General features: G+C 29.6%; 23 protein-coding genes. 2 read left to right on the top strand and 21 right to left on the bottom strand.

Annotation, left to right across the window (positions count from 1 at the left end; all coding sequences use genetic code 11):
* Positions 1-173 precede the first annotated feature (173 nt).
* The 4 genes from ACQPVP_RS10930 to ACQPVP_RS10915 all read right to left on the bottom strand — a co-directional run bounded on the left by ACQPVP_RS10930 (position 174) and on the right by ACQPVP_RS10915 (position 2,933).
* The gene (locus ACQPVP_RS10930) at positions 174-677 is read right to left on the bottom strand and encodes an FxLYD domain-containing protein (RefSeq protein WP_430849871.1); all 504 of its coding nucleotides are present in this window, start codon (positions 675-677) and stop codon (positions 174-176) included.
* Between the two features lie 435 nt (positions 678-1,112).
* Positions 1,113-1,790: a pirin family protein gene (locus tag ACQPVP_RS10925; RefSeq protein WP_430849900.1), complete on the bottom strand. Its 678-nt coding sequence runs from the start codon at positions 1,788-1,790 to the stop codon at positions 1,113-1,115.
* A gap of 58 nt (positions 1,791-1,848) precedes the next feature.
* Complete coding sequence (locus tag ACQPVP_RS10920; protein ID WP_430849869.1) at positions 1,849-2,448, bottom strand: nitroreductase family protein; 600 nt, start codon at positions 2,446-2,448, stop codon at positions 1,849-1,851.
* Positions 2,449-2,510: 62 nt separating this feature from the next.
* Positions 2,511-2,933, bottom strand: a complete 423-nt coding sequence (locus ACQPVP_RS10915) for a MarR family winged helix-turn-helix transcriptional regulator (RefSeq protein ID WP_430849867.1) — start codon at positions 2,931-2,933, stop codon at positions 2,511-2,513.
* A gap of 195 nt (positions 2,934-3,128) precedes the next feature.
* Between ACQPVP_RS10915 and ACQPVP_RS10910 the strand changes: the two genes are divergently transcribed.
* Complete coding sequence (locus ACQPVP_RS10910; protein WP_430849865.1) at positions 3,129-4,007, top strand: ATP-binding cassette domain-containing protein; 879 nt, start codon at positions 3,129-3,131, stop codon at positions 4,005-4,007.
* Between the two features lie 76 nt (positions 4,008-4,083).
* On the opposite strand, the gene ACQPVP_RS10905 is transcribed toward ACQPVP_RS10910, so the two are convergent.
* The 13 genes from ACQPVP_RS10905 to ygiD form a co-directional block, all read right to left on the bottom strand.
* Positions 4,084-4,254 (bottom strand): hypothetical protein, encoded by a 171-nt coding sequence (locus tag ACQPVP_RS10905; RefSeq protein ID WP_430849863.1) that lies wholly within the window; start codon positions 4,252-4,254, stop codon positions 4,084-4,086.
* Between the two features lie 25 nt (positions 4,255-4,279).
* On the bottom strand, positions 4,280-6,106 hold the full coding sequence (gene glmS, locus ACQPVP_RS10900) for a glutamine--fructose-6-phosphate transaminase (isomerizing) (RefSeq protein ID WP_430849861.1): 1,827 nt from the start codon (positions 6,104-6,106) through the stop codon (positions 4,280-4,282).
* A gap of 611 nt (positions 6,107-6,717) precedes the next feature.
* A complete protein-coding gene (locus tag ACQPVP_RS10895; protein WP_430849859.1) occupies positions 6,718-6,990 on the bottom strand; it encodes a GIY-YIG nuclease family protein in 273 nt (90 codons plus the stop codon).
* Between the two features lie 136 nt (positions 6,991-7,126).
* On the bottom strand, positions 7,127-7,615 hold the full coding sequence (locus ACQPVP_RS10890; protein ID WP_430849857.1) for a hypothetical protein: 489 nt from the start codon (positions 7,613-7,615) through the stop codon (positions 7,127-7,129).
* A gap of 173 nt (positions 7,616-7,788) precedes the next feature.
* On the bottom strand, positions 7,789-8,754 hold the full coding sequence (gene menA / locus ACQPVP_RS10885; protein WP_430849855.1) for a 1,4-dihydroxy-2-naphthoate polyprenyltransferase: 966 nt from the start codon (positions 8,752-8,754) through the stop codon (positions 7,789-7,791).
* A 245-nt stretch (positions 8,755-8,999) separates the two neighbouring features.
* Positions 9,000-10,004 (bottom strand): ketol-acid reductoisomerase, encoded by a 1,005-nt coding sequence (gene ilvC / locus ACQPVP_RS10880; RefSeq protein WP_430849853.1) that lies wholly within the window; start codon positions 10,002-10,004, stop codon positions 9,000-9,002.
* Between the two features lie 19 nt (positions 10,005-10,023).
* A complete protein-coding gene (gene ilvB, locus ACQPVP_RS10875; protein ID WP_430849852.1) occupies positions 10,024-11,694 on the bottom strand; it encodes a biosynthetic-type acetolactate synthase large subunit in 1,671 nt (556 codons plus the stop codon).
* A 128-nt stretch (positions 11,695-11,822) separates the two neighbouring features.
* Positions 11,823-13,481, bottom strand: a complete 1,659-nt coding sequence (gene ilvD / locus ACQPVP_RS10870) for a dihydroxy-acid dehydratase (protein WP_430849850.1) — start codon at positions 13,479-13,481, stop codon at positions 11,823-11,825.
* Positions 13,482-13,500: 19 nt separating this feature from the next.
* Complete coding sequence (gene leuB / locus ACQPVP_RS10865) at positions 13,501-14,571, bottom strand: 3-isopropylmalate dehydrogenase (RefSeq protein WP_430849848.1); 1,071 nt, start codon at positions 14,569-14,571, stop codon at positions 13,501-13,503.
* Positions 14,572-14,709: 138 nt separating this feature from the next.
* A complete protein-coding gene (gene leuD / locus ACQPVP_RS10860) occupies positions 14,710-15,198 on the bottom strand; it encodes a 3-isopropylmalate dehydratase small subunit (protein ID WP_430849846.1) in 489 nt (162 codons plus the stop codon).
* A 48-nt stretch (positions 15,199-15,246) separates the two neighbouring features.
* Positions 15,247-16,515: a 3-isopropylmalate dehydratase large subunit gene (gene leuC / locus ACQPVP_RS10855; protein ID WP_430849844.1), complete on the bottom strand. Its 1,269-nt coding sequence runs from the start codon at positions 16,513-16,515 to the stop codon at positions 15,247-15,249.
* A gap of 68 nt (positions 16,516-16,583) precedes the next feature.
* Positions 16,584-17,096, bottom strand: coding sequence for an acetolactate synthase small subunit (gene ilvN, locus ACQPVP_RS10850; protein WP_430849842.1), 513 nt, complete (start codon positions 17,094-17,096; stop codon positions 16,584-16,586).
* A gap of 607 nt (positions 17,097-17,703) precedes the next feature.
* Positions 17,704-18,480, bottom strand: coding sequence for a 4,5-DOPA dioxygenase extradiol (gene ygiD / locus ACQPVP_RS10845; protein WP_430849840.1), 777 nt, complete (start codon positions 18,478-18,480; stop codon positions 17,704-17,706).
* Positions 18,481-18,762: 282 nt separating this feature from the next.
* Here ygiD and ACQPVP_RS10840 point away from each other — a divergent pair, with 282 nt between their 5' ends.
* Entirely contained in the window at positions 18,763-19,668 is a 906-nt protein-coding gene (locus ACQPVP_RS10840; protein WP_430849838.1) for a MerR family transcriptional regulator, read from the top strand.
* A gap of 55 nt (positions 19,669-19,723) precedes the next feature.
* On the opposite strand, the gene glmM is transcribed toward ACQPVP_RS10840, so the two are convergent.
* The 4 genes from glmM to buk form a co-directional block, all read right to left on the bottom strand.
* The gene (glmM, locus tag ACQPVP_RS10835; RefSeq protein ID WP_430849836.1) at positions 19,724-21,067 is read right to left on the bottom strand and encodes a phosphoglucosamine mutase; all 1,344 of its coding nucleotides are present in this window, start codon (positions 21,065-21,067) and stop codon (positions 19,724-19,726) included.
* 83 nt (positions 21,068-21,150) lie between these two features.
* Positions 21,151-21,456 (bottom strand): YerC/YecD family TrpR-related protein, encoded by a 306-nt coding sequence (locus tag ACQPVP_RS10830; RefSeq protein ID WP_430849834.1) that lies wholly within the window; start codon positions 21,454-21,456, stop codon positions 21,151-21,153.
* 103 nt (positions 21,457-21,559) lie between these two features.
* Positions 21,560-22,390, bottom strand: coding sequence for an AIM24 family protein (locus tag ACQPVP_RS10825; RefSeq protein WP_430849832.1), 831 nt, complete (start codon positions 22,388-22,390; stop codon positions 21,560-21,562).
* Between the two features lie 231 nt (positions 22,391-22,621).
* Positions 22,622-23,692: a butyrate kinase gene (gene buk / locus ACQPVP_RS10820; RefSeq protein WP_430849830.1), complete on the bottom strand. Its 1,071-nt coding sequence runs from the start codon at positions 23,690-23,692 to the stop codon at positions 22,622-22,624.
* Positions 23,693-23,703: the final 11 nt, after the last annotated feature.

The following is a 23,703-nucleotide window of genomic DNA, read 5'->3' as shown; positions in this document are numbered from 1 at the left end:
ATTCTATAATTTAACTACTCCCTAGTTTTAACACTTAGCTTTCTATAATAGTAAATATTTATAAATAAAAACGACATGCATACGGTAAAATCCCGCACACATGCCACTTAAGACTCTTTTTTATTATCTTTTTAATAATATCACATGATTAGTTATATATTATTTTTATAATCTTAGAATCCTGTTATTTCAGCTAGTTTGTAAGATGCTATTTCACCATCAACATCAATCCCCATAGCTTTGAACTTCCAAGTTCCATCTGATTCAAGATTATTTATATTATCCAAAGCTGTTCCTATTTGATTTCCTTCAGAATCATATAAATTAAAAGTTACTTGAACATAACTACAATCTTTACCACTATTATTTTTTATAACACCTTTTAAGTAAGTTGCAAATTGATCTGTCTCTGTTTCTACTTCCCCAACTAATTCAAACTTTTCCTTCTTTGCTGTAGAATTTTCTACTTGTCCAGTTTCAGTTGTTCCACCATTTGGTGTAGTAGAATTACCGCCACCGGCTGCATTTATTGCTCCAACTATTATCAAAAGTACTATAACTATAAACCACACTCTTTTATATATTGGTTTTTTATTTTTCGCTCCACACCCTGGACAAATTTTCGCACTCGATGCTATTTCTTTAGAGCAAGATTTACATTGTATCATTTTTGCCATCATTTAATTCTCCTTTATTTAACTATAATATGATTTTTCCAATAGACATTATATCATATAGTCATTGTCGAAATTTGCTAATTTTTGAAGGTACTTACTATTTTTATCTAGTGTCATATAATATAATTTTTCATTATATTCATCAATGAAGAAATATTGGTACTTTTCATTCCAATTCATATATAAATTTTTAGTCGCTATTTTTTCTTCTTTTTAACTATATATAAGTTACATATGTTTAATCTTATAATTATTTATCTATGAAGAAGTCTTTAAACGTAAAATCATACACTGTTCTATAATATATTTGAATAAACTTAAATTAACTTTATTAGTTTACTTATGAATTATTTTAAATTTATTTTCTATTAACTCTTTATCCTTAATTTAAATACAAATAAAAACTCAAGCCATTATAAACTTGAGTTTTCTAATTTAATTTAAATACTTTTTCATCTCAATAACAAGTATATGTGATTTTTTCTTTGCTTTAATATTTATATTCTCTTCAACTATTTCAAGTCCATCTCTTTCATTAAGTTCAAGATTATTAATAATTGAATCTCCTTCTATTTGAACTAAATATCCTTGTCTTCCTTTTTCTACTGAAAACTCTATCTCTTTTCCTTCATCTAATTCAACTACATAGAAGTTTGCATCTTGATTTATCTTTATAGGTGCATTTCCTTCTTTGCTTGAAACTATATTAAGCCAATTATTTTGTCTATCTTTTTCATTAAATCTATAATCTCCATAAGCTGGCTTATAATCTTTTTTATCTGGAACTATCCATATTTGAAGTATTCTTGTAGTTTCATCACCTAAATTTTCTTCACTATGATAAACTCCTGTTCCAGCACTCATATACTGAACTTCACCTCTATATACAGTATTCTTATTACCCATACTGTCTCCATGAGTTAATCCACCATTAATAATATAAGATACAATTTCCATGTCCTTATGTGGATGTAAATCAAATCCTGTTCCTGTTGCAATTAAATCATCATTTATAACTCTTAAAACTCCGAAGTTCATGTTATCAATATTAAAATAATCTGCAAAAGAGAAATGAAATATACTTCTTAACCATCCTAAGTCACTCTTTCCCATATTTTTATGATTAACTTTTCTTAACAAATTAAATTCCTCCTTGCTTCTTAATTTTTAATTATTTTAAAACTTTGACCCTAGTTTCTATTGGATTAAAAGTTTTTTCACCTGCTCCTGCTACAATCTTACCGAAAGGCATTTGAGCCATCATCTTCCAAGTACTTGGTATATTGAATTCCCTCTTAACTTCTGAATCTATCAATTCAGTATAGTGTTGAAGACTTGCTCCAAGCCCTTCTGTTGCAAAAGCAGTCCAAACTGAGAATTGCATCATTCCTGAAGTTTGTAATGCCCATACTGGGAAGTTATCCTTATATAATTCAAATTGTTGTTGTAATGCTTCTACTACTGCAAAATCTTCAAAGAATAATACTGTTCCATATCCACCCTTAAAAGAATTAATTTTTTCTTCAGTTGATGTAAAATCACTTGCTGGAACTATCTTTCTTAACGCATTCATAGTTATATCCCATAGCTTATCATGAGACTCTCCTAATAAAATAACAGTTCTTGTTGTTTGAGAATTAAAAGCAGATGGTACATGCTTCACTATATCCTCTACAATTTCTTGAATTCTTTCATCCGCTATTGGTGATTCCTTACTTATTGCATAAATGCTTCTTCTTTCCTTTATTGCATCATAAAAATTTTTATTCATTTATAATCCTCTCCTATCTTTCATTACCCTATTTTATTTTTATATATTTTCAATGAAAAAAATTACTTTAAAACTTTTCTTAATTGAATTAAATTTTCAAGAAGTTGAATTTTATTTTCTTCACTTATATCCTTAAATAAATTATCTATAAATTCCTTGTGTTTAGGAAATATATGAGCTATAAAATCATGTCCCTTTTCCGTTAATGAAACATAATAAACTCTTTTATCTTTATTACATTTTCTACGAACTACAAAATCCTTTTTCTCTAGCTTATTTATTACATACGTAATAGTTCCACTAGTAACAAGAATCTTTTCGGCTACCTTTTGCACAGGTTGATCACCTTTATGATATAGCATTTCTAAAACACCAAATTCACTTATATTTAATTCAAACTCTTTAAGACTTTTTTCTATTTCAAAAAATAAACTATCATAAGTTCTAGCCATTGCAATAACTAGCTTTAAATTCACATTGTTCATATATTCACCTACATTATCTTGATTTCAAGATAATTATAACCCTAATTTATCTTGAAGTCAAGATAAATACTGAAAATTATTTTCAATTACTCATTAAGAACCTTTTATTTAAAAATTTATAAAAAAACAAGTAAAATAGGTATTATAAAATTACGTTATTTTTTGCACTTCTTCATTTATAAATTTTTCATCAAAATGAAAGCAACAGTTTCAACATTAATAGTAGGATTTAATTTAATAAGCCAAGTAATTCTATTAGTAGTTACTATATTTTTATCAATTAATAATCTAACACCAATTGGAGCTGTTTTGTCAGTTGGTAATTTAGCTGGTTCCTTCTTTTCAGGCATCGGAGCTGTTATAAAATCTATATCAATATTAAAATCATCTAATACATTATTCGAAAATTTTTCAGTTAAATATGATAATATCTCCCTAAAGAATATTGAAAGTATAACTTTTAAGAATATCTCCTATAATTATTCAGATAAACAAGTTCTATATGACATAAATATTTCATTTGAAAAAGGTCATAAATATGTTATTACTGGAGAAAGTAGAAGTGGTAAATCAACTCTATTAAAAATATTAATAGGATTTCTTAAAGATTATAATGGTAATGTACTGTATGATAATACAGAACTAAGAGAAGTTTCGCCTACTAGTATTTATAATAATATAAGTTATATAGATCAAAATATATATTTATTTAATGGCACTATAAAAGATAATATAACTCTTGGTCAAGATTTTAGTGATGATGATTTATATGAGGCTTTAACTAAAAGCTGTTTAATAAATTTTATTAATGAATTACCAAATGCAATCAATACAATTATAAAAGAGAATGGAAAAAATATCTCTGGTGGGCAAAGGCAAAGAATTGCGTTAGCAAGAGCTCTTATTAGGAAAATTAATTTTATTATTTTAGATGAAGGTACATCAGCCTTGGATAAAGAAAATGCTAAAGAAATTGAAGATACATTAATATCATCTAAGGATTTATGTGTTATATTTGTTACTCATAATTTAAGAAATGAAATTTTACCTAAAGTTACTGCCTATTCAATATAATTTAAATGTGATATTTTAATTTTAATAAAAAACTATGCATCTTTTGATGCATAGTTTTTATTTGGAATTTATATAACTAGCTAGCTGAAGTTTCAGATAGCTGCTCTAAGTCTTTAATTATTACTTTAACTAGGTCTAGCTTACCCTTCGCATAGTCCTTTTCATTTAACCAATCTATACCTAATTCTAAGGCTTTTTCTGTTTCTTTATATTCTTCTAATAATTTTTTAATTAATTCATCTCTCATATTTTTCTCTCCTTAAAATATACTTTTACTCAACAGTAACTGATTTTGCTAGGTTACGAGGCTTATCTACATCACAACCCTTTTGTTTTGCCATATAATAAGATATTAGTTGAAGTGGTACTACTGATAATACTGGAGTTAGTAATGGGTTTGTTTTTGGTATATAAATTACGTCATCACAAACTTCTTTAGCATCTTCGTAGCCTTCATTTGCTATTCCTAAAACTCTTGCTCCTCTTGTAACTACTTCTCTAATATTGCTTATCATCTTATCTCTTAACCTATCTTCAGTTAATAATGCTATTACTGGAGTTTCTTTTTCTATTAATGCTATTGGACCATGCTTAAGTTCTCCACCTGCATATGCTTCTGAATGAATATAAGATATTTCTTTAAGCTTTAATGAACCTTCTAATGCTACAGCATAATCAACTCCTCTTCCTAAGAAGAATAAGTCTTTATTCATATAGTGCTTTGAAGCATATTTTTGTAATTCATCTTTTTTATTTAAGATTAATTCAACTTTTTCAGGTAATGCTAATAATTCTTCTTTTATTTCTTCTGATAAGTTACTATCTAAAGTTCCCTTAAGCTCTCCAAAGTATAATCCTACAACATAAAATGCTATTAATTGTGTCTCATACGCCTTTGTTGATGCAACTGCAATTTCTGGACCTGCCCAAGTGTAAATAACATGATGAGCTTCTCTTGAAACTGAGCTTCCAACAACATTTGTAATAGCAAGAACCTTTGCTCCTACTTTTTTAGCATCTCTTAAAACTGCTAAAGTATCAGCTGTTTCTCCAGATTGGCTAACAACTATTAATAATGATTTTTCTGTTATAAGTGGATCTCTATATCTAAATTCTGAAGCTATATCAACCTCTACTGGTATCTTAGCTAGTTTTTCTATTATAGTTTTTCCAACTAATCCTGCATGATAAGCTGTTCCACATGCAACTATAAACACTCTATCGAAAGATTCTAGTTCTTCCTTTGTAAGATTTATATCATCTAACTTAACCTGTGTATTCTTTAAAACTCTAGATGTTAATGTATCTTTTATTGCCTTTGGCTGTTCATGGATTTCTTTTAACATGAAATCTTCATAACCACCTTTTTCTGCTGCATCTACATCCCAAGTAACATGATAAATTTCTTTATTTATCTGTTCTCCATCTTCTGTTTTAATTTCTACTCCATCATTAGTTATTATCACGAATTCTTTATCTTCTAATAAATAAACTTCTCTAGTGTGGTTAAGAACTGCTGGTATATCTGAAGCTATAAAATATTCATCTTTTCCTAATCCAACTATTAATGGACTATCTTTTCTAACTGCCACTATTTTATCTGGTTCATTTTTGCAGATAACTCCAATAGCATAGCTTCCTTCCATCTTTGATGTAGCTTTTGTTACAGCTTCAAATAAATCTCCATTGTAATAGTAATCTACTAAGTTTGGAATTACTTCTGTATCAGTTTCTGAATAAAACTTATATCCCTTAGTTTTTAACCACTCTTTTAGCTTTATATAATTTTCTATGATTCCATTATGAACAACACTAATTGTTGCATCTCCATTTGTATGAGGATGCGAATTAACATCTGATGGCTCTCCATGAGTTGCCCATCTAGTATGTCCAATTCCTATATTACCCTTTAAAGGATTTTCCTTTAAGTTATCTTCTAAATTCTTTAAACGCCCCTTATACTTTCTAACTTCTATTTCTCCATTTTCTAATACAGCTACTCCTGCTGAGTCATATCCTCTATATTCTAACTTTGATAATCCCTCAACTAATATTGGAGATGCTTCTTTCTTTCCTACGAATCCAACTATTCCGCACATATTTCTTTCTTCCTTCCATTGTCTATTATTTTTTGCTTCTAAAATTAAGGTTCTGTCACATATATGGAAAATTTGAAATTTACAATGTAAAATATCTAACTACCTATTTACTTTAAAATAAATTACTAAAAATATACTTACTTTAGCAGTTAATTAAAAATTTTTCTTTAATTTTACACGTTCATTGTGAGACATCACCTTGAAGGCTTTAACACCAAGCTAATATTGTCCTGCAAATCACTTCACAGTTTTGTTAGCTGTTAACGGTAGTGTGCAATACCGTGGGGCACCCGCCGAAGTATCGATACTCCCCAACCTCGTCAGCTATTTTCTTCTACAAATGAATCAAATAGCTCTGGCGCTTTATATTTTTTTCTATCCTCCTTTTTTATTATGTCTTTTAATTTATAGTACATTCTATGCACTTCAAATTAAAATCTACACTAATTTTATCATACTTTTTCTCAAAATCAACGATTTTAATTTAAATTTAATTATTTTTAGTTATTTTTTAAGTTTATTTTTATATTTCTTTAATTTTCTCTTGTTTGCTCCTATTAATAACTATACATGTAGATGTCTAGACATATTTACAATTCATAACTGTTAATTTATAATTCTTGAAATAAGTTTTTATTATTCACTTTTCTATCTATTAATTTTAACTTTTCTTGTCTAGATAATTGCTTTATGGCATATTCTCTTTTCATTGCTTCTATCTTATTATCAAATTCTTCAAAATAAACTATTTCTACTGGTAACCTAGCCTTAGTATATTTTGCTCCCTTTCCACTATTATGAGCCTTAAGTCTTTTTTCTAAGGAGGTTGTCCATCCAGTATATAAAGTATTATCACAACATTTTAATATATAAACATAATTCATTTAATCTCTCCAATATAATCTATTTATTAACTTTAATAAATAGATTATACATTAAAAAAGTGCTTCTATATAATTCCCTAAATATTAAACAAAGGTTATCTTAAAAAAATTATATTTAAGATAACCTTATAATTATTTATTTAAATGCATTTTCAATTCGTGTTTTTATCTCCTCAACTTTATCTTTAGCAACAGTTGATTTTTCTCTTATAGCTGTATCATATTCATTAAATAGATTTTCCATATCAGTAACAGTACTTCTTAAAGAAGCATCTTCAACTGTATTCTTTAAATCGGTGACTTTTCCCTTAAATTCAGTACTATATTTATCCCAATCCTCAGTTTTTATATTTTCTATTCCGCCTTCAACTTTTCCTTTAAACTCTGTATATAAATTATTTACAGATGTTCTGCTTTCATCTACTGTTGATTCAGGCATATTTGTTCCGTTAGTATTAGGATTAGTTCCATCTGTTACACCTGTACCATTTGTGTTTCCATTTGTTCCGTCTGTTACACCTGTACCAGCATTATTATTTGTTGATGGATTTTCTGTATTAGTTTTTCCACAAGCTGCTAGTCCAAAACTGCAAGTTATCAACATACCAATTAATATTTTTTTCACTTTAACTCCTCCTCTCTTGCTACATAATTATTTTCTCTCTAATTTTATAAATTATACTATTAGTGAAATGTTATGTTACTTGTATCAATTGATCTAAAAGTTAAAACAAAAAATATATATATTAAAATCTTATTTTAGTAACTTAAATAAATTATTTTCCTAATTGTCCCTAGTTAGCTGTTGCTTATTAATTGTAATAATACCCCACTTAATATAGTTAAAGAATAAACTAAATTTGTAATTACAAAATTTTTCACAGCTAATATAAATGTATCTTTTTTAGTTTGAAGTTTATTGAATTTATTTATATTTCCTTGAACTAATTTTAAAACTAGTAAAGTTACTATTGAAATTGTAGGTAATGCTCCAACTAATACACCTATAACTATTGCTATAAATCCAATATAATATAAGAACTTAAATAACTTCAATGCATTTTCTTTTCCTATATAAATTGGTAATGTATATCTCTTATTTTCAATATCATCTTCTATATCACAAATATTATTTGCAAGCATTATATTGGATATTCCCATTATTGGACATAAGCTTATTAAAAATATATTTATTAACTCAATTATATTAAAGTTAATGCTTATACTACTTAATTCATTAAAACTTATACTTAATATTCCCGCATTAAATACATGGATATAAATAGTTAAGAATGTGATTATAAATCCCATAGCTAACCCTGAAAAAATTTCACCAAAAGGTGTTCTTGAAATTGGAATCGGGCCAAAAGAATATGCAATTCCTATAACAAATGATACTGCTCCAATAAATAAAACTATTATATTGGTATTTTTAACTAATAATAAACCTAAAGCAGTCGCTATGATTAGCATAATGAAAATAGTTACTCTTACCACCTTTGGATTCAAATTATGACTTACTATTGCATTATGAGTTTCATATCCATAGCCTTCTTTTTTTATTGCTTTAGAATAATCCATATAATTGTTTATAGCTGTAGTAGTCATATCAAATATTATCATTGAAGAAAACATTATAATAGCATTCTTCACATTAAAAGTGTCAAATCTATATATTGCATAAAATGTTCCTAATAAAAAGGGAATAACACTTGCTACCTTTGTTCGAATCTCTACTAAATTTAAAAAGCTTTTGATATTCATTTAATTTCCTCCTCATTTATTCCTTAATATTTTAACATAAACTAAAAAAATATATAAATAAAATATTTATACCTAAAAATATATATACAATTTAAAATGAAAAAGTAATGCATTATGACTAATCTATCATTCTGCATTACTTTTTAAATTATTTTCAAATTATTTTTTCTCTTAATTATTACTAATATAACTTTCGACACTTTGATAATTTTATATAAAAAATCTACCTTTAGGCAGCCTTTCTATTAATCTAACTTCTTAGTGTCTATCCAACTCATCATTTCTCTTAATTCTTTACCTACTACTTCTATTGGATGTTCAGCTTCCATTTTTCTTCTTGCATTAAACATTGGTCTTCCAACTTGATTTTCTAATAACCAATTTTTCGCAAATGTTCCATCCTGAATTTCCTTTAATACTTTCTTCATTTCTTTCTTTGTTTCATCTGTTACTATTCTATCACCAACCATATAATCACCATATTCAGCAGTATCCGATATAGAGTATCTCATCATACTCATACCACCTTGATATAGTAAGTCTACAATTAACTTCATTTCATGCAAACATTCAAAGTATGCATTTTCTGGTGCATATCCAGCCTCCACTAATGTTTCAAAACCTGCTTTTATAAGAGCTGTACAACCTCCACAAAGAACTGCTTGTTCTCCAAATAGATCTGTTTCAGTTTCATCTTTGAATGTAGTTTCTAAAACTCCAGCTCTAGCTCCACCAATTCCATTTGAATATGCAAGAGCTAAATCGCGAGCATTTCCTGTTGCATTTTGATATACAGCTATTAAGCATGGTACTCCTGAACCTTCAGTATAAGTTCTTCTTACCATATGTCCAGGTCCTTTAGGTGCACACATGAACACATCTACATCTGCTGGTGGAACTATTTGTCCATAATGAATATTAAATCCATGAGCAAATACTAAGGCATTTCCTGATTCTAAGTTAGGTGCTATCTCTGTTTTATAAACTTGTGCTTGTTTTTCATCTGGTAATAAAATCATTATAACATCCGAAGCCTTTGTTGCTTCTGAAACTGTTGCTACTTGCAATCCTGATTTTTCAGCTCTTTCCCAAGATTTACTACCATTATAAAGTCCTACAACAACATCTACTCCGCTTTCCTGCAAGTTTAGTGCATGTGCATGCCCTTGGCTACCATACCCAACGATAGCAACTTTTTTCCCCTTTAATAAATCTAAATTTGTGTCCTTTTCATAATACATTTTTGCCATTTGTCTAACCCCCTATTATTTATACATCTTCTTCGCTTATTATTTCATTAATTGGTGCACCAGGTGCAACCATAGGAAATACTTTTTTATCATTGTGAATTACATAATCTATTACAACAGGCCCTTTATATTCCAGAGCCTCTTTTAATACAGGTACAAGTTCCTCTTTTTCGAAAACCCTATATCCCTTACCACCAAAAGCCTCTGCTACTTTTACAAAATCTGTAGTACTATTTAAAGTTGTTGATGAATATCTACCTTCATAGAAAAAATTTTGCCACTGTCTAACCATTCCTAATGAATTGTTATTTACTATTATAACTATTATAGGCAACTTATTTTTGGCTGCTGTTGCTAATTCATTGCAGTTCATTCCAAAACTTCCATCACCGGCAATATTAATTACTTGTTTATCCTTTAATGCCATTTGTGCTCCAATTGAAGCCCCGAGTCCATATCCCATAGTTCCAAGACCACCTGAAGATATAAATGTTCTTGGTGTCTTAAACTTAAAAAATTGAGAAGCCCACATCTGATGCTGTCCAACTTCCGTTGTGAGAACAAAATTGCCATCATCTAACTGACTTAATTTTCTAAATAAAAACTCTGGAGTTAATTCACCTGTTTCAGAAGTTTCTTCAATATTTAGAGCTTTAAGTTCCCTCATTTTTCTAAGCCACTCCTCATTCTTTTTTTCTTTAAGAAGTGGTATTAATCTCTGGAGAACTGTTTTTAAATCTCCAATTACAAAAGCATCTACTTTTACATTTTTATTTATTTCTGCTGGATCTACATCTATATGAATTATCTTTGCATTTCTAATATGATCTTGGTTACTTATTACTCTATCACTAAATCTCGCACCAAGATTTATTAATAAATCACATTTACTGGTTAATATATTTGAAGCCTTACTTCCATGCATTCCAATCATCCCAGTATATAATGGATGATTATATGGAAATGATGACATCGCCATAAGTGAAGTTGCAATTGGTGAATTTATCTTATTAACTATTTCCATAAGCTCTTCATAAGCTCCTGATGCTACTACTCCTCCACCTGCATATATAAATGGATTTTCTGCTTCATTAATTAAACTTGCTACATTTTGTAAAGCCTCATTGGTAATATGCTTAGTTTTTCTTTCAACTTCCTTCGGAATTAATGGTTCATATATTGCTTTAGCTTGTGTTATATCTTTAGGTATATCTATTAATACAGGTCCCGGTCTCCCCTCCCTTGCTATATAAAACGCTTCTTTTACTACTCTTTGCAAATCATTAACATCTTTAACTATATAATTGTGTTTTGTTATGGGTATTGTTATCCCTGTAATATCGACTTCTTGAAAACTATCCTTGCCTAATAACTGCTTTGTTACATTTCCCGTGATAGCAACTATAGGAATAGAGTCCATATATGCTGTAGCAATACCAGTCACTAAATTAGTTGCCCCAGGACCAGAAGTAGCTAGACAAACTCCAACCCTCCCAGTAGCTCTTGCATATCCATCTGCAGCATGCGAAGCTCCCTGTTCATGAGCTGTTAATATATGCGTGAGCTTATCTCTATATTTATATAACTCATCATATATATTAAGAACAGCACCACCTGGATATCCAAATATAGTATCAACACCCTCATCTAAAAGAGATTTTATTAATATCTCAGCTCCCGTTATAATCATAAATACCCCCCTTTTTTGAATGTAAAATTAAGAATTAAAAATGAAAAATTAATGATATAATTCAGAAAAGCTGAATTATTAAATTTCTAAACTTCGAAGGAGTTTATTCCTTAATTATGCATTGTCCATTACTTAAGTATTGCTCCTGTGCTTGCTGAACTTACTAATTTTGCATATCTTGCTAAATATCCTTCTGTAACTTTTGGTGGTAATGGCTTAAAGTTTTTTCTTCTCTCTGATAAAACTTCATCATCTACCAATAGTTCTAGTCTTCCCTTTGGAATATCTATTGAAATAATATCTCCCTCTTCTACTAGAGCTATAGTTCCACCTTCAGCTGCTTCTGGAGATATATGTCCTATTGCAGCTCCCTTTGTTGCCCCACTAAATCTTCCATCTGTTATAAGTGCTACATATTTATCTAATCCCATTCCTGCAATTGCTGATGTAGGTGATAACATTTCTCTCATGCCTGGACCTCCCTTTGGTCCCTCGTATCTTATTACTACTACATCACCTTTAACTATTTTCTTAGAAAGAATTGCAGCAATTGCATCTTCTTCTAAATCGAATACTCTTGCTGGTCCCTTATGCACTAACATTTCTTCTAATACTGCTGATTTTTTAACTACTGCTCCATCTTCTGCTAAGTTTCCTTTTAATACTCTTATTCCACCAGTTTGGCTAAATGGAGTCTCTATACTTCTAATAACATCATGATCAAGTACTTCTACTTCTTCTAAATTTTCCTGATGCGTTTTAGATGTAGCTGTAACGCAATCTAGATTTAATAAATTTTTCTTTGAAAGCTCTTTCATAACTGCTTGAATACCACCAGCCCAATATAATTCTTCAATATGTGTATCTGAAGCTGGTGCTAATCTGCAAAGATTAGGTGTTATTTCTGATATTTCATTAATCATATCTAGGTTTAACTCTACCTTTGCTTCATTTGCTATTGCTGTTAAATGAAGTACGCTATTTGTAGAACATCCTAATGCCATGTCCACAGTTAATGCATTTCTTATAGATTTTTCATTTACTATATCTCTTGGCTTAATATCTTTTTCTAATAAGTCCATTATTTTCATTCCTGCATATTTAGCAAGTCTCATTCTTTCTGAATATACTGCTGGTATTGTTCCATTTCCAGGCGATCCCAAACCTAAAACCTCTGCTAAGCAATTCATTGAATTTGCTGTAAACATTCCTGAACATGATCCACATGTTGGACATGCTTTATTTTCCATATCGCATAAATCACCTTCTAACATAGTCCCATTCTCAAATGCCCCAACTGCTTCAAACATAGTTGAAAGTGATACATCCTTACCCTTGAATTTACCAGCTAACATTGGCCCTCCGCTAATTACTATTGCTGGTATATTAAGTCTTAATGCAGCCATCATCATACCAGGAACAATCTTGTCACAGTTTGGAATTAATACTAAAGCATCGAATGCATGTGCCTTAACCATACATTCTATAGTGTCTGCAATAAGTTCTCTTGTAACTAATGAATATCTCATTCCCTCATGTCCCATTGCAATTCCATCACATACTCCTATAGTTGGAAATACTATTGGAGTTCCTCCAGATATCAATACTCCTTTTTTAACTGATTCTACTATTTTATCTAGATTTATATGGCCTGCTATTATATCATTTTGTGAAGTTACAACACCTATTAAAGGTTTATTTATTTCTTCATCTGTTAATCCTGTTGCCTTTAGTAATGATCTATGTGGGGCTTTTTGTGGCCCCTTCTTTATTACATCACTCCTCATATAATCCACCTCATAAAACTCAAATTTTTTCTAATACTAACTTTCCTACCTCACTAGTTCCAACCAGTTTCATTCCATCACTCATTATATCCCCTGTTCTATATCCTTCTTCTAAAACTTTAACTATAGCCCCTTCTATAACTCTTGCTTCGTCCTCTAAATTAAAGCTAAACTTCAGCATCATTGCTGCAGAAAGTATAGTTGCTAATGGATTTGCTATTCCTTTTCCCGCAATATCTGGTGCACTACCATGTATAGGCTCATACATTCCAAACTTTCCTTCCCCTAAAGATGCTGAAGGCAACATACCAATAGATCCTGTTATCATACTTGCTTCATCTGATAAAATATCCCCAAACATATTAGAAGTAACTATTACATCAAATTGCTTTGGATCCCTTACTAATTGCATAGAAGCATTATCCACATACATGTGATTAACTTTTACATCTGGATAATCCTTGGCAACCTCTTCTATAACACTTCTCCAAAGTCTTGAAGTTTCTAATATATTTGCTTTATCTACACTTGTAAGTTTTTTATCTCTCTTCATAGCTGTTTCAAATGCAATTTTTGCTATTCTTCTTACTTCATTTACATTATATCTTTCAGTATCATAAGCACCTTTTACTCCATCTAATTCTTCTGTTCCTCTTTCTCCAAAATATATACCTCCAGTTAATTCCCTAACTACGCATATATCTATTCCATCTCCAATTATGCTATCTTTAAGTGGAGACGCATCCCTTAATGGTGCATATAATAAAGCTGGCCTTAGGTTGCAATATAAGTTAAGAGCCTCTCTTAACCCAAGTAATGCTTGTTCTGGTCTTACTTTTGCATTTTGGCCATCCCACTTAGGTCCCCCAACAGCTCCAAGTAATACTGCATCAGCTTTTTTGCAAGCTTCTAAAGTTTCTTCTGGAAGTGGTGTCCCTTGTTCATCTATTGCACACCCTCCAGCTAATAAGTATTCATATTCAAAAGTATGGCTAAACTTATCCCCAACACAATTTAAAATATTCACAGCTTCTTCAACAACCTCTGGACCAATTCCATCTCCCGGTATAACAGCTATTTTATACTTCATCTTAATGACCCCCTATTTTACAATTAATAATTGATAATGCATAATTTATAATTGTAGATATAATTCAGCAGACTGAATTATTAAATTTTCCAAACTCCTTAGGAGTTTATTCATTAATTATTCATTATGAATTATCCATTATGCATTATTTTTAATGTAGTTTACTAGTCCTCCACAATTAATTATTTTTTGCATAAACTCTGGAAACGGTTCGCCCTGATACTCTTCTTTTTTAGTATTATTTTTTATAATTCCTGTTGTAAAATCTATTTCAAGTTCATCTCCTTCATCTATTGCCTTAACAGCTTCATCACATTCTAATATTGGCAGGCCTATATTAATTGCATTCCTATAAAATATTCTTGCAAATGTCGATGCTATAACACAACTTACTCCACTTTCCTTTATAGCTATTGGCGCATGTTCTCTTGATGAACCACATCCAAAATTTTTATGTGCGACTATAATATCTCCTTTTTGAACTTTCTTTATAAATTCTTTATCTATGTCTTCCATACAATGAGTAGCCAATTCCTTTGGATCAGAAGTATTTAAATACCTTGCAGGAATTATTACATCTGTATCTACATTATCTCCATACTTAAAAACTCTACCTTTTGCTTCCATTTCCTATAACCCCCTATTTATAATTAATAATTAGTAATTAATTATCCATTATGCATTGCTCACAGTTTCTGGATTAGTAATCTTTCCTGTTAGTGCTGATGCTGCTGCAACTGCTGGACTTGTTAGATATACTTCTGACTCAACATGTCCCATTCTACCTACGAAGTTTCTATTTGTAGTTGAAACTGCTCTTTCACCTTTTGCTAAGATTCCCATATGACCTCCTAAACAAGGTCCACAAGTTGATGTTGAGAATACAGCTCCTGCTTCTACTAAATCTTTTATTATACCTTCTTCTAAAGCTTGAAGATAAATATTTTGAGTTCCTGGGAACACAATACATCTAATTCCCTTTTTGATTTTTTTCCCTTTTATTATATCCCTTGCAATTCTTAAATCAGATATTCTCCCATTTGTACACGATCCTATAACTACTTGATCTATTTCTATCTCCCCAACTTCATCAATAGTTCTTGTATTGTCTGGTAAATGAGGAAATGCTACTGTTGGTCTTAATGTACTTAAATCTATTTCATATACCTCATCATACTCTGCATCTTCATCTGCTTCATAAACCTTCCATTCTCTATCTGAATGATCCTTTAGATACTCAATAGTTACATCATCTACAACAAAAATTCCATTTTTTCCACCTGCTTCGATAGCCATGTTTGACATTGTAAATCTATCATCTATTGAAAGATATTTTATTCCATCTCCCACAAATTCTATTGATCTATATAAAGCTCCATCAACACCTATCATTCCTATAATATGAAGAATTATATCTTTACCACTTACCCACTTAGCTGGCTTATTCTTTAAAATAAATTTTATAGCTGAAGGAACCTTGAACCAACACTTACCTATAGCCATTCCCGCTGCCATATCTGTGGACCCTATTCCTGTTGAAAAAGCTCCTAATGCTCCATAAGTACACGTATGCGAATCTGCCCCAATTACAACATCTCCAGCAACCACTAGTCCTTTCTCAGGAATTAAACAATGTTCAATTCCCATTTCTCCAACATCAAAGTAATTTTTTATATCTTTTTCCCTAACAAATTCTCTTATCATTTTATTTTGCTCTGCTGCCTTTATATCCTTATTAGGAGTAAAATGATCAGGTACTATTGCAATCTTATCCTTATTAAAAACTTTTTCTAATTTCAATTTATAAAATTCATTAACTGCTACCGGTGATGTAATATCATTACCTAGCACCAAATCTAAATTGGCTTCTATTAATTGCCCCGTCTTTACACTTTCTAACCCTGCATGGTCTGCAAGAATTTTTTGAGTCATAGTCATTCCCATATTTTTAGTCCCCCTTATTTAAATGTAGAATGTAAAATGAATAATGTATGATTATTAATTATTCATTTTTAATTGAAGTATTCTCCATACTCAGTTATATCTTTATCTCCTCTTTCTAAAGCTGCAATACCTGTTCTCACTATTTCCACTATTCCGTAGTCTTCCATAAGCTCTATCAAAGCATTGATTTTGCTTTCATCTCCTGTTAATTCAATAGTTACTGTATTATGTGCAACATCTATAATCTTACTTCTAAATATCTTAACTACTTCATTTATTGCCCCTCTTTTTTCTGATGAAGCTTGTACTTTTATTAGAACAAGCTCTCTATATACTGAATATTCAGAATTTAATTCATGTACTCTTAGAACATCTTCCAGCTTATTAAGCTGCTTAGTAAATTGTTCTAAAACATCATCATTCCCCATTAATACAATTGTCATTCTTGATATTTCTAAATTTTCTGTTCTACCAACTGTTAAACTATCAATATTAAATCCACGTCTTGCAAATAAGCCTGAAACTCTCGTCAAAACTCCTGATGAATTTCTAACTAATACAGATAATACATGTCTCTCCAAATTCTTAGCCCCCTTTAAAAAATTGTGTAAAAAAACCACCCTTAATGATAGCTCATTCTGGTGGTAATAAAATTCCCCCTTAATTTATACAATCACTAGGTTCTAACAAACCCTTGCCTTTAACGGTGCTTACCGGTTATCACTTACTAATGCATCTTTACACTTTCTGAGATACTGCTCCAGAGTGATTATTATTTAGTAAACTATCCATTCCCACCAACCATGGACTCTCTGAAAGTTTTAATCTAAATAAACTTCTCCTTCATTGCATTTATATTCATAAGGTCATATTAAATTTTAGTATTGTTAAAATTTTACTACCCAAACTTTCCAGTGTCAAGAATTTTTTGAAAACTTTGTAAATTCACTTTTAAAATACTTTTTTATATATACTTCATTAATACTTTATTATTAAATAGAGATTTTTATTAATAATTTAATACTTTTTATTAATTTATATATTTATATTATTTGTTTTTATATTTAAATATTAATAATTTAATTTGCTGATATTTTATGAAATTAATGTGTAAAATTATATAATATATAAGATTAATAAAAGGAACTCAATAATATGAATTCCTTTTATTAATCTTACATTTTAACACTATCCTATTCTAATGCATGACATTGAAACAGAGCTGTTCTGTATGCTTCTATGAATTACTTCTACATTATCATTTTTATCTTGTGCTCCAGCTACGTATAATAATGGTAAAAAATGTTCATCTGTTGGTACTGCAAGCTTTGATATATCACCTAATACTTTATATTTAATTAATATATCGTGATTATTATTTTTTATTGCTTTAATTATATACTTATCAAAAGCTTCTGCCCATTCATATGGTTTTCCATAAATATCATAGTCTGCTGCTCCTAAATTATGGACTATATCTCCACTACCTATAATTAGTATGCCTTCTTCTCTAAACTTTGCTAACTTTTGCCCTATCTTATAATGTTGCTCTTCTGTAAGTAAAGCATTTAAACTTATTTCAAAAGTAGGTATATTAGCCTTTGGGTAAAGATACTTTAGTACTCCCCATGCTGCATGATCTAACCCCCACTCATCAGTAAGTTTTGCTCCCTCTTCTTTTAACTCATTCGCAACCATTTCAGCATATTTTTCTCCACCATCTGGTTCATATTTTATATTATATATTTCCTCTGGAAATCCATAAAAATCATAAATCTGTCTTGGTTTATTACTATATGTTAGATATGTTCCTCTAGTTTTCCAATGAGCTGAAATTATAATTATAGCTTTAGGGATTTCTAACTCTTGTCCAAGTTTTATTAATGATCTTGTATATTCATTATCTAAAACTACATTCATTGGACTACCATGAGCTAAAAATAAAACTGGCATTTTTTTATTCATTATTGTCACCTCATAAAATTCGTTTATTATACACATAATAACTATAACTACATATTATGTCAAATTTGTTATTATCTAATTTAATCCATATGATTGTTCATTATTCATCTTATTCTATCTAAATGTTATACATAAATTAAATAATACATCTTAAATCATTAATAAATTTTGATACCTATTAATATTTGTACTTCAAAAAAATAATTACTACTTTTTGAGAATAATTTATTGACCTGCACGTTACGTATAGTGATAAACTCTATGTAGAAAGAGGTGAAAATAATGAGAATAAATGAAGTTGTGGAGCGTGTAGAGTTAAGTAAAAGAGCTGTAAAGTATTATGAAGAAAAAGGATTAATTAAAATTAATAAAGACGAAAATGGATATAGAAATTATACCGAGAAAGATATAGGAGTTTTAGAACAAATATCTGTATATAGAAAAATCGGTATGGATTTAAATTCAATTAAAAATATTTTAACTAATCCAGAAATAGAAAAGAAAGTATTAGAGGATCTATATACTAAAAAGAAGTGTGACATAGAAAATCAAAAGCAGCAACTTTTAATATTAGAAGAAATGATACATAGTAGAGAAATTAAATATACAACACTAAATCAGGAGTTAGATTATATAAGCATTGCTGATTCAATTAAAGAAATGATACCAGGGGTATACGGACAAATGTTTATGTACCATTTCTTACCGTATTTAAATATACCTTTTGAAAGTGACGAGCAAAGGGATGCATATAACAATATTATAGAGTTTTGGGATAATGTTAAAATAAAGATTCCTTTATCACTGAGAATTTCTAATTTTATAAATAAATTCTTAATGAAAAATAACATAGAGGAAGTAACACAAAAAATAGATAAAACCATTTTAATGATGCTAAATCCTACAGAAGAAGAATATGAAAAAACTAAACAAATGATATACTCTAGCTATAAGATTCAAAATAGTTTTTTATATAAATATAGTATTGCTTCAATTGCCAAAAGAAGAATGATGAAAGAATTACAAAGATGTGGATATAATGATATTTTTATTCCTAATTTAAAGAAACTTAGTCCTAAATATAATGAATACCATAATGCATTAATGAATTTAAATAATAAGATATGTGCTGAACTTGGATTAAAATATGACTCTAATTATAATTTAATAATAGATGAAAATAAGTAATAAACCCTTATCCTAACAAATCGGGGCTGTCTTTGCGACACCCCCTTTAAATTTCCTATATTTTACTTAATATTAAATCTACTAATCCATGAGCCATTTTGTCTATCTCTTCTTGGTTTTCTCCCTCTAACATAACTCTTACTAAAGGTTCTGTACCTGAAGGTCTTATTAAAACTCTTCCTGCTCCATGTAAAGCTTCTTCTATTTTCTTTATTTGATTTACTATTTCTTCATCTTCTAAATATATGTTTTTCTTATCATTTGGAACTTTAGCATTAACTAAAACTTGTGGTAATTCTTTCATTATTCCTGCAAGCTCACTTAAAGATTTTCCACTTCTCTTTCTTATAGCTGCTACTTGAAGTGCTGTAACCAATCCATCTCCAGTAGTATTGTAGTCTAAGAATATTATATGTCCTGATTGCTCTCCGCCTAGCACATATCCATCTTTAACCATTTCTTCTAGTACGTATCTATCTCCAACTTTAGTTTTTATAGTTCTAATCTCTTCTTTATTGCATGCTATATCTAATCCTAAGTTGCTCATTACTGTAACTACTAATGTATCATCTTTAAGTTTTCCTAAATCTTTAAGATGCTTTGCACATAGCATTAGTATAAAGTCTCCATTAATAAGATTTCCTTTTTCATCTACTGCTAAACATCTATCAGCATCTCCATCAAAAGCAAATCCTAAATCACATTTCTTTTTAACTACATATTCTTGTAACTCTTCTGGATGAGTTGAGCCACAATTTTCATTTATATTAGTTCCATCTGGATTATCATTAATTACATAAACCTCTGCTCCTAATTGTCTAAAAGCCTTTACAGCAGCCTTGTAACATGCTCCATTTGCACAATCTAAAGCAACCTTTAAGCCTTTTAAATCTACTGGTATAGTTGATAGAGCATAATCTGTATATTCATCAAGGGCACCAACTTCAATATGTGATCTTCCTAAACTATGTCCTGTTGGACTTGGAACTCCTTCAAATCCACTTTCAATTACTCTTTGAATCTCATCTTCTAATTCATCTGGTAACTTATATCCCTTGTTATCAAAAAATTTAATTCCATTATACTCAACTGGATTATGTGAAGCTGATATCATTATACCTGCATCAGCGTTATATTCTCTTATTAAATGTGCTACTGCTGGTGTAGGAACTACTCCTAATATTACTGCTTCGGCTCCTACTGATAATATACCCGATACTAAAGCAGCTTCTAACATATCTCCTGATATTCTTGTGTCCTTAGCTACTAATATCTTTGGTTTGTGAGTTCCTTCTGTTAATACATAAGCACCTGCTCTACCTAGTCCATAAGCAATTTCTGATGTTAATTCTGTATTAGCAATTCCCCTAACTCCATCTGTACCAAACATTCTACCCATATTTTTTACCTCGCTTTTTTCTATTGGTTATACATAATATCCTAATAATAGTATATATTTATAGTTTATACATTACAACTTTATTATTTCTTAATTTTTTCTAATCTATCTAAAATTAATCCATATCCACCAGGTCCATAATTTAAGCATTTATTAACTCTACTTATAGTTGCTGTACTTGCTCCCGTTTTCTCTGCAATTTCTGTATAGACCTTCTTTTCATTTAGTAATTGTGCAACATGCATTCTTTGAGCTAATGCCTTTATTTCATTTATAGTTGCTACATCTTCGAAAAAACTATAGCATTCCTCTATTGTTTCCAATTTTAAAACTGCTTCAAAAAATAAATCTAGTTCTGGATTTTTTAGTTTATTTTCAACTATACCCAAATAATTCACTCCTAACTTTCATTATTATCTTTAGAATAAGCATTATATAAATAAAATTATAACTTTACTTTTTATAATTTACAACTATGCTAGGCTAAAGTGATTATTCATCTAATATTTCTTCATTTACATATTTTAAATCTTTAAGTCCTCTATTTTCTAAATCATCATAAACTGAACTCGTTGGAACTAACCAAACCTCACCAGTTCCTTTATAAACATTAAGTAGCCCCTCTCCATTTAATGCTGTTCCTATAAGAGTTGTTCCTGATTTCTCTACTGTAAATTCAATATTTCCACTTCTCAATATTGCAAAATTACCATCTACTTTTAACACATCTCTAAATAACTTACATCTTAATATTTCTTTTTCTGGAACAGGAATTTCTAATACAACTATTCCACTTCCTTTTAGTCTTGTCTGATACACTCCTTCATTTCCAAAGAGCATAGATGATATATTTTTTTGAATTATAGGTTCTACTTCTACTTCTTCTTCACATGCATAAAATAATCCATCATCTATTATAATTTCTTCATCTTCCAATTCTATTAAGGTAAAATGTCCAAAGCTAGATTCTAAAAATACTTCACCTGTTCCTCTTAATATTGGCTTAAACATTGATTCTCCAGTTACCTTGCTAGAAAAAAATTTTTTACCTAGTCCTATTAACCCAGTTGCTTTATTTACTATATCAATATCTCCTTTCATATAGCTTAATGCACCTGCTTCAATTTTAACTGCACTATCCTCTAAAATAATTCTAATTTGCTTTAACCTAATAGATGAGTTTTTCATTAGATTTATTTGCATTGCAGTATTTAAGTCTTTTGCCCCTTGTAAGTCATCATATTCTAATATTTGAAAAGTACTTTCATTTTTCATTTCTGATACCATAGTAAGCCTATTTTTCATATCTTCTGAAGTTATCAAAGCATCCCCTCCTTTTTATCATTTTACCATATTCTATAAACTGTAAACTATAAATATTGTTTTACCTATATACATAAAAAAACTATATAAAATACTTAGTTAAATTAATAATAATTATTTAAACCAAGTATTTTATATAGTAAGACTTTAATTATATATTCTATTTAATGTTTTAAATTTATATAGTACCTTATGTTCCAATTTATATTTCAATATTCTACCTTTAAGATTTTATTTATATTCTCTAGCTTCTTCTTCTCCTGATAATACTCTAAGAGCCCCTTGTGCTAATGCTAATAATTCATCTTCTCCAGGATAAACTATAATTTCTCCAATCCATCCTATTCTCTTCTTCAATTCTGCTACAATTTTTTCTGAGTAAGCTATTCCCCCTGTAAGAATTATTCCATCAATTTTTCCATGGAGTACAGTTGACATCTCTCCAACGGCTTTTGATACTTGATATATAAATGCATCAAGGCATAATATAGCTTTCTTATTTCCTTCCTCTGCAAGCTTTAATACATCTCTTGCATCATTTGTATTTAAGTATGCTACATATCCACCTTTTCCAACTATTTTACTATAAACTTCCTTTTCTGAATACTTTCCACTATAACACATTCTAATTAGTTCACCTACTGGGACTGTACCAGCTCTTTCTGGTGAAAATGGTCCTTCTCCATCCAAAGCATTATTAACATCTATAACTCTTCCATTTCTATGAGCACCAACAGAAACTCCTCCACCCATATGAACTACAATTAAATTTAAATCAGAATACTTGACTCCACTCTCTTTTGAATATCTTTTTGCAACTGCCTTTTGGTTTAGCGCGTGAAATTTACTTACTCTTGGAAGTTCTGGAACACCTGAAATTCTTGCCACTTCTTCAAGTTCATCTACAACAACTGGATCAACTATAAATGATGGTATATTTAGTTCACCAGCTATTTTATTAGCAAGTATACCTCCTAAGTTTGAAGCGTGCTGTCCTTGTACTCCCATCTTTAAATCTTCTATCATTGTATCATTAACCTTATAAGTACCACTTTCCATAGGCTTTAGCATACCACCTCTACCCACTACTGCTGATAAACTTTTTAAGTCAAAGTTTTTTTCCTTTAATATATTTATTATTATATTTTTTCTAAAATCTATTTGATCGAATATTGTTTCGTATTTTTCTATTTCTTCTGATGAATGTCTTAAAGTTTCTTGAAATAATTCTCTTTCCCCTTCAAATACACCTATTTTAGTTGATGTTGACCCCGGATTAATAATTAATAACATGTCTGACATAACATAACCTC

The sequence above is a fragment of the Clostridium nigeriense genome, assembly GCF_050585265.1.
GTDB classification, from domain to species: domain Bacteria; phylum Bacillota; class Clostridia; order Clostridiales; family Clostridiaceae; genus Clostridium; species Clostridium nigeriense_B.
The sequence above is the reverse complement of the archived record's forward strand: the minus strand, read 5'-3'. Positions and strand labels throughout refer to the sequence as shown.